1 protein-coding gene is annotated in these 422 nt (G+C 61.1%); it reads left to right on the top strand.

The annotated features are described in order from the left end of the window. Positions 1-411: IS5 family transposase (locus TW83_RS17375; protein WP_157001755.1), on the top strand; the 411-nt coding region annotated here is incomplete at its 5' end. Positions 412-422: the final 11 nt, after the last annotated feature.

Raw genomic sequence — 422 nt, 5'->3', positions numbered from 1 at the left:
ATCGGGCGGACAAAAGGCGGCATGAACACCAAACTGCACGCCGTTGCCGATGCCACGGGGCGGCCGATCGGGTTCTTCATGTCGGCCGGCCAGGTCAGCGACTACACAGGCGCCGCGGCTCTTCTGGGCAGTCTGCCGAAGGCGGGTTGGCTGCTGGCTGACAGGGGCTACGACGCTGATTGGTTCAGAGAAGCGTTGAAAGACAAGGGGATAAAGGTCTGCATCCCCGGTCGAAAGTCCCGCAGGAAGGCCGTCAAATACGACAAGCGGCGCTACAAACGGCGCAACCGCATCGAGATCATGTTCGGCCGTCTGAAGGATTGGCGGCGCGTCGCCACCCGATACGACCGCTGCCCGGAAACCTTCTTCTCCGCGATCATGCTCGCCGCAACCGTCTTGTTCTGGCTGTGAAATTCAATGAG

It is taken from the genome of Paracoccus sp. S4493 (assembly GCF_000967735.1).
Taxonomy (GTDB): domain Bacteria; phylum Pseudomonadota; class Alphaproteobacteria; order Rhodobacterales; family Rhodobacteraceae; genus Paracoccus; species Paracoccus marcusii.
Note: the sequence above shows the minus strand (reverse complement) of the source record. Positions and strands in the feature narration are given on the sequence as shown.